This window comes from Halomonas nitroreducens, from assembly GCF_003966155.1.
Lineage (GTDB): Bacteria > Pseudomonadota > Gammaproteobacteria > Pseudomonadales > Halomonadaceae > Halomonas > Halomonas nitroreducens.
The window spans coordinates 1-9,228 of sequence record NZ_RXNS01000033.1; the positions used below are offsets into that span (position 1 = coordinate 1).

The window sequence follows — 9,228 nt, forward strand, 5'->3', positions numbered from 1 at the left end:
GGGATGGTCAGGCTCATCGGAGGTGCCATCTTCTGAAGGATGGCTTCCTTCCGCTCTGCGGGGTAACGCATGTTGATCACCTCTCAATCCGTTTAGGTGACAACTACGCTGACAGATAGGGCTCCCTAGAAATGCATACGCCGCGATGTAATCGCGGCGTAGGCTGCGACTGGAAAAAATCCGGCTACCTCGCCCCATACCCGGTAAGAATGGTTTTCAATGTCTTGAATGCCACGAGGACATCGAGCCAAAGTGAAAAATGCTTGATGTAGTAAAAGTCATACTGCAGTTTTTCAATCATGCCATCCACTTCAGCAGCATACCCTTGCTCCACCTGAGCCCAACCAGAGATACCAGGGCGGACTACATGGCGATAGCTGAAAAAGGGAACATCCCTTTCATACCATTCGGAAAGCTCCATGGATTCAGGTCTAGGCCCAATAAAGCTCATTTCACCTTTGATGACATTTAAAATCTGAGGGAGCTCATCCAATCGGTACTTACGAATCACTTTACCAACTCGGGTAATGCGTGGGTCATCATCCCCTTCAGTGTATCCTCTTCCTTTTTTTTCACAATGCATACTTCGAAATTTGTAGACATTGAAGGGCACCCCTCGATAACCCATACGAGGCTGAATAAACAGTGCCGGCCCCGGGGTATCCAGTCGAATTGCAATCGCCGTCACAAACATAACGGGTGCCAGCAAAGGAACGAGGATCAAAGCTGATATCAAGTCAAAAAAACGTTTAACTCCTTGGTAGAACAAAGAGGGAAGCAGGCTTCCATATTCATTTTCAGTTAAGTGTTCAATTCTTACCCTGCCGCTCATTGACTCCTGTATCTGCCGTTCATGATAAACAGGGATATGGTTTAGAGTGCACCTGGCTAAGAATCGCTCCCACTCAGGAGTTAACTGATCCGATCTGAGGTCAGCGACCACGCCATCATAACGCACTCTGCCAATGTCAGGCTCTTCCAGCCTTCTCAGCTCTATGTGAGTAGTTGGCACAAGCAACTCCACACGACCAAAAGGAACCACGGCTAACTTCATTCTCCGGTAACGCCTGCCTAAGAAAAAAGCCATGTAAAACCAACCAAGGCTAACAACGTAACTCATGAACAATACCTGACGCGTGTAAGCTTCCCTTGTGAAGAACAACACACCGACAACCAATAAGAAAGCAACTGACACCGCTGGTGGTATAAAAGCTGAAACTTGTGCACCAGGATATTTCTGCATCCGCCTTAGAGTTATCAAAATTACCACAAAGGCCAAAGCACAAGCAATAATAGTGTTCAACCGTTCATCTGGTAAGTAATACCAAAACCCCCATCCCCAACGAAAAAACGATGGCATGCCAACAGTGAAAAAAAGACCTACAATGATATGAAAGGGCAAACCTAGTAAAAGATTCTCGTACCACCGCGAATGCCGGCGTTCATAATGATTTTTCAATTTTACACCTTCCACAAGAAAAACTTAGAAAACTTCCATCAAAAAAACTCGACACCCAATGCTTGAAAAACATTGAAAATAGAAGATAGACATCAGCGATCATACAATGATGAAATCATGGAAACCCAATCTCTCAGCAAAGAGAGCCGAATGATGAATGCTGTCATATTGGACTCTAGATCCTGATGTGAAGTGAACCGGGGAATGAAACTGCAACAAGTACAGCATGAAGTGCAAACGGCAAAGAACGAGAATTAATTACAATTAGTCATGAGTTGCACAGGTCTATGCGCTAGAAATCTAATGCTAACTACCACATAGCGCATATGCAACTTTAAGATAGCGATCAATGACTGTGTTCTCGTCGAAACGTTCCTCGGCCAAAGCTCTGGAGGCCCTCTGCATCGAAGACCTCTGCTCTTTACTCAAGCAAAGAACACTCTTCATTGCATCGACAAGTTGATCAACTGACTTTGGAGATACTAAAAATCCATTCTCAAGATCTTCTACTATTTCACGGCACCCAGGTGTATCAGTTGTTATTATAATCTTTCCCGAAGCTGCCGCTTCAATCAGACTTCGAGGAATGCCTTCAGGATAGTAAGAAGGCAGCACCACACAGTCCACTTTTTCTAGAAGGCTTGGCATATCTTCAACATGGCCAGCAAAATGAATATTGGGCTCATCCTCAAGACCGTCCAGTGTGGATTTCTCCACAGCTCGACTAGAGTGATCAGCAACTCCTGCCAAGACAAAACAGGCCTCGTCATTCGACTTCAGCACTTCGCGGGCTGCACTGATGAACTCTTCGACACCTTTTTGCCTAATTAGCCGCGAAGCCATTAAAAAACAGAGTTTATGATCACTGTCTCGCGATGGATGAAATCTATTTAAATCAACACCTGAACCAGGAAGAACCTCAGAACACTCAGGCTTAATCCACCCAGATGTCAAAAAACCATTGTAGTCATCTGCATTTTGAAAAAAGACAAATGATGCACGCCGATAGAAGAACTTGGCTAAGCTACGGTAGAGCAGACCATTAATCCCTGTGAGCTCAGACGCCACCCCTACACCCGATACATTGGGCACGCAATGCTTTCTAAGGAAAAAACAAGCCATCAGCGCATAGAGATTGATCTTTGGATTGAAAGAAAAGACGACATCGCATTTACTTTTATGCACTCTCCAGAAAAAGGAAGCAAAACTCAAGCCCTCTTTCAAGAGGTTAGTGCTGGCAGCATCACAATAAAACCTCTGGTTAGAAACTTCATCTATATTGAGAGACTCTCCAGTATTTGGATAGAGGCCAGTTACATCAAAGTGATTGGAAAACGCTTTTAACGTTGAGGTTCTAAAATTTCGCAAATACCATCCAGAGTTGGCAGCAAAACATACTTTTATTTCTTTGTTCATCACACTACCGTAGATAGAACGCGTTTCATTCAGCATGACACACCACCATTACCCGTAACCATACATATCATGATATATAAAAAACAAAGAAAAAGATGCTGATGACAATGATGAGAAAGACAGAATAAGCTTAGAATCAAACTTGTGGAGGCTGGTGAACAAATACAATATCGCAAGGAGTATAAAGAATATAAATAACCGACTACCAAAAGGGCTCAAAATGAAAGCAGCAACAACAAAAAAGAACATATTGACTATAAACTCTTTTTCCTTTCCCTTCTTTAAGAAAGTCAGGAAAGAAAAAATCGCAAAGATCAGTATGGTGTAAAAAAGCCTACCGACCCCCCTGTCGTGACTATCTATATAAAAATCATAGTAACCTTGCAAAAAAAGGTAATATGCAATGAGAAGAAGACCGAACAGTAAGGGATATAGATTTCTTTGCAGTTGATATACAAAAAATAACCCGCATACAAAAAGCCCGCTCACTGTATGCGCCAACAGGATGCATATTAGAGAGAAAATCCTAATCCAGCCCGAAAACAAAATTGACAGCAAGAAAAACCCAACTGCCACAAACTGCCTCGGCGTTTGAAATACAATCAACATGACCGGGTTAAAAAAAACAAATAAAGACAACACAAACCATGCACGATGATGTTTTTTATATAATGCCCAAACAATAGGGATAAAAACCATGTACCATGTAATATAATAATAGCCCTCTGCTCCCAGTTCACCCTTGGCAGCAAAATACATCAAAACTGCAGAAAGGGGTTCCCTATCAAATCTCTCAAAAAAAGTAAAACCATTGATGTAGCCTTCATATGTTGGGAAGTCAAAAAAGAACTCAACCCTTGAAAGCACAAGCATAGAAAACAAAAAGAGGACTAAAAGGCATAAAAAATCTATAACCGGCCCAAGATTTTTTTTGCCGCGAAAAACACCCTTGGAGAAACTATCAAAGAAGGAGAAGCTAGTAAGTACCAAAACGGCCTCTTTTTTTTCAGAAGATTGAGAGTATTGGCTACATATGCCTTACGTCCTAGTGCTGAATAACCATAGCATTGCCTTATAGCATTGAGAAAAAGAAATACGTTTACAGCCCATGAACAATCACTTGGATTATCTAAAAAAAAGCTCAGGTGATAAGGAATACCATCGTCACGTAAAGCAGACCTATTATCAGCGTCTTTATGAATTAGCACCAAAGGCATAGCACTATGTACCAATGCATGATGAGAAAATGCTCTCAGCCAAACATAAATATCTTCGCCATCCTTTACTCCCTCAGGGAAGGGGAACTGAAGAAGTACTTCTCGCTCCATACAGACGGAAGATGAATTGATCAAACCGTAATTAAAGGCATATCGAAGAACGGGTTTATCTGTCTTGAATGTCTTACCTTCCGGATTCCTGGCCTTGCAATCTTCTGCAATGCAAACGTAATGAGAGACTGTGAAAATTTTACAGTCTGGATGCATTGTATTCAGTTGATCTATAGTTTCCAGGAAACTGTCTTCTAGTTCATCATCCGCATCTAACAGGCATACAAATTTAGATGTAGCCTTATGAATACCTGCATTTCTAGCGGCTGACACGCCGCGATTTGGCTGCTTGACTAACTTTACTTTACCTGCGTACCTTTTCTCAATCAAGCTTGCACCATCGTCCTCTGAACCGTCGTCAACGATAATGATTTCTTGAAAGGCTTTAGTCTGGCGTAAAGCCGAGTCAACTGCTCTTTCTATATGGTTTTGTTTGTTATAGAGCGGTATCACTAACGAATACATTGCAAAACCTTGATGTAATTTAATTCCTAAACCTTACGATTTACAATCCACGTTAGCGATGCAGCGCGCCATCCAAAAAATGTTTGGATAGCCTAACCTTTTCTTCGATATTTTTATATACAACATCCCAGTTTATGTTGTTTAACAGGCGATCCACATCTAAATCAGAGTTCTCTATCTTCTGACTGAGCACAACTTCAGTTGCACCGAACCATGCGGCTGCATCACTGATTCTTTCAGCTGCAAGAGCGCTGACGGGGGTCGCCAGGACAGGTTTCTTCAAACTTAAAGCCAGCATTAATCCATGGAAGGAAGTCGTAACCACAAAACTGGATTTCTTCATTGCTGCCAGCCATTCAAGAGGACCGGCATCATTCAGATGAAAATCTGACATATCAAAAGGACGGTCGTTTTCCATCCCTACTGAGACAACATTGAGACCTTTTTTTTCTTTCAGGCTCTTTACAATTTCATCACCCGCTGGTGATCTACCATAATAGAAAGCAAAATCTCCTGGCAGGTCGATATCAACCTTTTCAGCAATATCAGACCAATCGATTAACAAGGTCGGATCGACGACTCGTGAGACATTGCCAGAATATATATTTGTAATCAGGTCTTTTGAAAACTCATCTCTGACACCGACTGCTTTGAACGCATTTAAGTCGTCGACAAAAGGCAAGATGTCACTTTCCCTAGTCTTGGTGGAGCCTATGCAGGCAGCATAGCTTACTCGACTAATTCCATTATCAACCCCCTTGCAAAAGTAAACGTTTAGGGCTGCCTTTCCAAACTTGGCGCCCCAAACCTGATCACTCCCGACAATAAGGCCTGAAACATCCTTGTTGTGATTTAAAAAAACATCAAGCGAAGGCGCTTGCTCACTGACATATAACTGATTATTCCTGAAATCATCAAACAGCCTTTCCTTGATTGAAGGCTTTTTTAGCCCCAAAAATTTCAAGCCTTTATTAATGTATCTTAACGTTATTTTAGGATGCGCAACACCAGGAGGTTCTCTATGAAATGGCCTAACATCAGCGATAATCGAGCTAACACCGACGCTTTCAAGGTATTTCTGTAATCCGTAAGCTTGAAGCAAAGCACCATAATTATACACATGGTGGAACGTAAGTATTCCGATCATATATTTTTAGCCGATATATTAAATGTAAGATCTATGATGTAGAAACAGCTCCTGGCCTGCTCTCTCAGAAACATGCTTATCGTAATCCTGTAAACGAGGGAATCATAAATCGGATAATGAACTAGGGAACAACAATTAATGCTGCTCCGCATATGTCAGAAACCAGTATAATAACATTTAGATTTGACATTACGTCCGGTTTGCAGAACCAATCAGATCAAGACATGTATAATATGCTTGTGTCAAGTCTTTATAAGGCCCTGTATCAACCTCTTCCTTATCGGACGTATAATAAATCATTGCACTCCGACCTTTTATCCCCGTCCACTGCCCTCTATCTATAGCCTTAAAATCAATTGCCTTGTAGTAAGGATGGTTTTCGTTAACAAGATTATCGATCCCAGCGTTGCTGTTCCCAACCCCATAATCAAAAAGGTAGTTATCAGGCTTCTCGATCCAAATATCAGGAGAAAGCTCAAAGCTCTTAACCCCTTCACTAAACCTTTCGGAAAAACGCATGGCTTTCAAACCGTGATTATTTGCCTCCTGATCTTTATTGAATTCAGAGATCACTTCCTGTATCAATTCATTTTTACATTCATTGCCGGAAACTACTCCAAAGAATCTCTCGTCATTTATATAAATGACCGGGCTACCACGCATTCCAAATGCTTTAGATCGAGAAAAATCAATTGGACTTTGGCCGCCGCCCGCTCTATGCAAAGATGGATTGGAGGCTAGAGCATCGTAACACTTCCGGGGCAGCAATTTTTTTGCATATCTCCGGGCTTTTTGTTGAAAAGACAACACACTTGCTTGCTTGTTGATTTGCCAACCATGTTGACCGAGAAAGTAGTTAATATTGACATCAAACTTCCTTGCTGCCTGCCCATGGTCTGAAACAACCATGACATTCTCAACACCCAATGTCGTTACTAGATAGCTTAACTGATGGTCAAAGTGTTTGTAAGTATCTAATATAAGTTGCTGAGAAGAAGTTAATTTATTTTGAGTGGATTTTTGACCTTCCAAGATATGATTTATTTCATTCATCGCAAGATACTGCAGCCTTGCGAGCCCCATGAAAGCTATAAAACCCACATCGGGATTGTGTTTGTTATCAAGGGCAATATAGGAGGCCACTCGAGCTTCTGTCATGGACCTCAATCGTAAATGAAATTCTTTTTCATCCCTGATGCCAGAGGGTATATACCGTGTGTCAAATATGTAACCATTCTCCTCCAGAATTCTAGAATCTTCTTCTGGATAACAGGCTGAAGGTGGAGTATTTCCACTTTCTATGCCTCCACCTGCGCCCGAGACGAAAAAACCTTCTACCTCAGGAGCAGGATGTGTGGTAGGTATATTCATGAAGCCAACACTAAGGCCACGATTATTGAGCTCTTCCCACAGTGGCTTGTTAGCATTGTCGCTAAAATCTTGTGAGGTCCACTTCCCTGTCGCACCGCACTCGCCATCGGTTACCTTCGGGCGATTATAGACGGCACCGCTAATAGTACCTGGAACTCCACTTAAAATCTTTGCCCAACCTCTGGTATACAAATCCTCGTTAGCTTCTATTTTATTGGCTCCGTGAAGTACCTTGTTGAGATAAGGCATTGGCATTTTACTGATGATGTCGCGATCGCCTCCATCAATGCCTAAGACTAGTAAATGCATTTTTACACCTTGATAAGAACTTGATATTTTGGCAGAACTATCCGCCTGATAACCTTTCAGAGCTTAATAAAAAATTGCTTGGCCGCAATCCGGAAAACTCAGAACACACTTACGCGCTTTATCTTGGACCACCGAGTCAGCACCAACAAGTTAAGCAGTCGTTGAGCATGATCCATATTTCCCTTGACATGCTGGTCTACTATTTTGTTTATTTTTTCCTTTGGAAAGCAGGTTAGTTCATCACTCAACGAGTACAGATCCGAACGCCAGGCATCATCTTTAAACGCAAGGCTCCAAGGGCATGATATTGCTTTCTTAGAATATAAGTATTGTGGATGCTTTTCTCTAACGATTCTCTCGAGAATCTGTTTGCTTCCAGGCCCAGAATAGAGAACTTTATCTGGAATCTGTGACATTAGCTTAACCAGCTGCTTGTCTATAAAGGGAAGATGTACGGACAATCCCGTTGCCGATGAGGCCATATAAACCCTGCCACTTGATGCCTCAGCGCCCCAAGCCTTAAAATATTGGTAATAGTGAGCATCCCTGTATGCAGATAAACTTCCATACAAGCTTGAAATATTATCTCTTAAGCACGCATCTCTTTCACACAGGTAGTTAAAGAAAAACCCCTTCCAATTGTTGAAATATATCGCGCGTTCATGCGGATATAACAACAGCTCGGAAACGGGTTTTGCCCAGGTGTCAGGTATCAAATTGAAGATTTTTGCTGATGCATTTCTCGACGGACCAAGCCTCTTCCTCAAGAACTCCGCCGTATCCACCACAATTTTTCTTTTTCTGATAAGCTTTTCCTGCACTGCTGACTGTCCAAGCGTTCCAAAAAACGTGTCGCCGCCGGTACCATCCATCAAGACTTCATTATTGCTTTTGATTTTCTTGAAGGCAATGTAAGTCGCCAAGGAATTAGGGTGAGCATATGGCTGATTTAGCGTTTCAATCCATTCATCAAAATTATCTTTCAAGTCATCTATCGAGATGATTATATTTTGATGTGAATGGCCGCATGCCATGGATACCTTTTCAGCAATAGCATGCTCGTTCCAGTCTCTAAAATCAAAACAAATTGTATAGGTATTGAGCTTATGCCTAGAGCAAGCAGCTATCGCGCATGAATCAAGCCCGGAGGATAGTAGAAGCCCTGTGCGCCCCTCTATCACACCTCGGTCGATGGCTGAAGTCAACTCCCCTTTTATTAAAGCGACCGAGTCGTCTGTGTTGACATCAAGTTTTCCGAAGCAGTTATTATCTGTTTTTTCTGGCTGAATTCTTTTTACATCTTTATAGATCGTGTTTGGGGCATGAACAAAGCCAAACTGCAGGTACTCCTCAAGGCTAGAGCGATCAATCTCAAGAACTGACAGGCCTTCATTTTCACACAAATTCTCTATCTTTTCACTGCTACGTCCCTTGTGGCGGAAAACTTGGTTCATGATAATCAGTCCAGAATTATTTATGATTCAGAAAAGAAAACTGCGCTCGATTCAACGCTAGCCAGGTCTTGTATAAATCGAGAGCGACCTTGTCTCAGTCTGCTCTATCTGAAAGGCTTGAGGTATAAGTGCGGTAATCTGCGCTGGACTGGCCATCACCCCTATCTGTCAGCGTAGTTGTCACCTAAACGGATTGAGAGGTGATCAACATGCGTTACCCCGCAGAGCGGAAGGAAGCCATCCTTCAGAAGATGGCACCTCCGATGAGCCTGACCATCC

Annotated in this window: 7 protein-coding genes; all 7 read right to left on the reverse strand. The window is 42.3% G+C overall.

All coding sequences use genetic code 11. From position 1 onward, the window contains the following. Positions 1–184: 184 nt before the first annotated feature. The 7 genes from EKG36_RS20160 to EKG36_RS20190 all read right to left on the reverse strand — a co-directional run bounded on the left by EKG36_RS20160 (position 185) and on the right by EKG36_RS20190 (position 8,949). Positions 185–1,459, reverse strand: a complete 1,275-nt coding sequence (locus EKG36_RS20160; protein WP_246007579.1) for a sugar transferase — start codon at positions 1,457–1,459, stop codon at positions 185–187. A gap of 306 nt (positions 1,460–1,765) precedes the next feature. Then, positions 1,766–2,911, reverse strand: a complete 1,146-nt coding sequence (locus EKG36_RS20165; protein WP_126487072.1) for a glycosyltransferase family 4 protein — start codon at positions 2,909–2,911, stop codon at positions 1,766–1,768. Positions 2,912–2,923: 12 nt separating this feature from the next. Then, positions 2,924–3,865, reverse strand: coding sequence for an EpsG family protein (locus EKG36_RS20170; protein ID WP_126487073.1), 942 nt, complete (start codon positions 3,863–3,865; stop codon positions 2,924–2,926). Then, positions 3,784–4,668 (reverse strand): glycosyltransferase family 2 protein, encoded by an 885-nt coding sequence (locus EKG36_RS20175; protein WP_126487074.1) that lies wholly within the window; start codon positions 4,666–4,668, stop codon positions 3,784–3,786. Before EKG36_RS20175 ends, EKG36_RS20170 begins: the two co-directional genes overlap by 82 nt. 52 nt (positions 4,669–4,720) lie before the next feature. Further along, on the reverse strand, positions 4,721–5,815 hold the full coding sequence (locus EKG36_RS20180; RefSeq protein WP_126487075.1) for a polysaccharide pyruvyl transferase family protein: 1,095 nt from the start codon (positions 5,813–5,815) through the stop codon (positions 4,721–4,723). 189 nt (positions 5,816–6,004) lie between these two features. Then, positions 6,005–7,495, reverse strand: a complete 1,491-nt coding sequence (locus EKG36_RS20185) for an alkaline phosphatase family protein (RefSeq protein ID WP_126487076.1) — start codon at positions 7,493–7,495, stop codon at positions 6,005–6,007. Positions 7,496–7,593: 98 nt separating this feature from the next. Then, positions 7,594–8,949: an asparagine synthase-related protein gene (locus EKG36_RS20190; protein WP_126487077.1), complete on the reverse strand. Its 1,356-nt coding sequence runs from the start codon at positions 8,947–8,949 to the stop codon at positions 7,594–7,596. Positions 8,950–9,228 lie beyond the last annotated feature (279 nt).

Coding starts and splice junctions, on each gene's coding strand:
- EKG36_RS20165 (WP_126487072.1), bottom strand. CDS start 2,911: ATGCTGAATGAAACGCGTTCTATCTACGGTAGTGTGATGAACAAAGAA.
- EKG36_RS20175 (WP_126487074.1), bottom strand. CDS start 4,668: ATGTATTCGTTAGTGATACCGCTCTATAACAAACAAAACCATATAGAA.
- EKG36_RS20180 (WP_126487075.1), bottom strand. CDS start 5,815: ATGATCGGAATACTTACGTTCCACCATGTGTATAATTATGGTGCTTTG.
- EKG36_RS20185 (WP_126487076.1), bottom strand. CDS start 7,495: ATGCATTTACTAGTCTTAGGCATTGATGGAGGCGATCGCGACATCATC.
- EKG36_RS20190 (WP_126487077.1), bottom strand. CDS start 8,949: ATGAACCAAGTTTTCCGCCACAAGGGACGTAGCAGTGAAAAGATAGAG.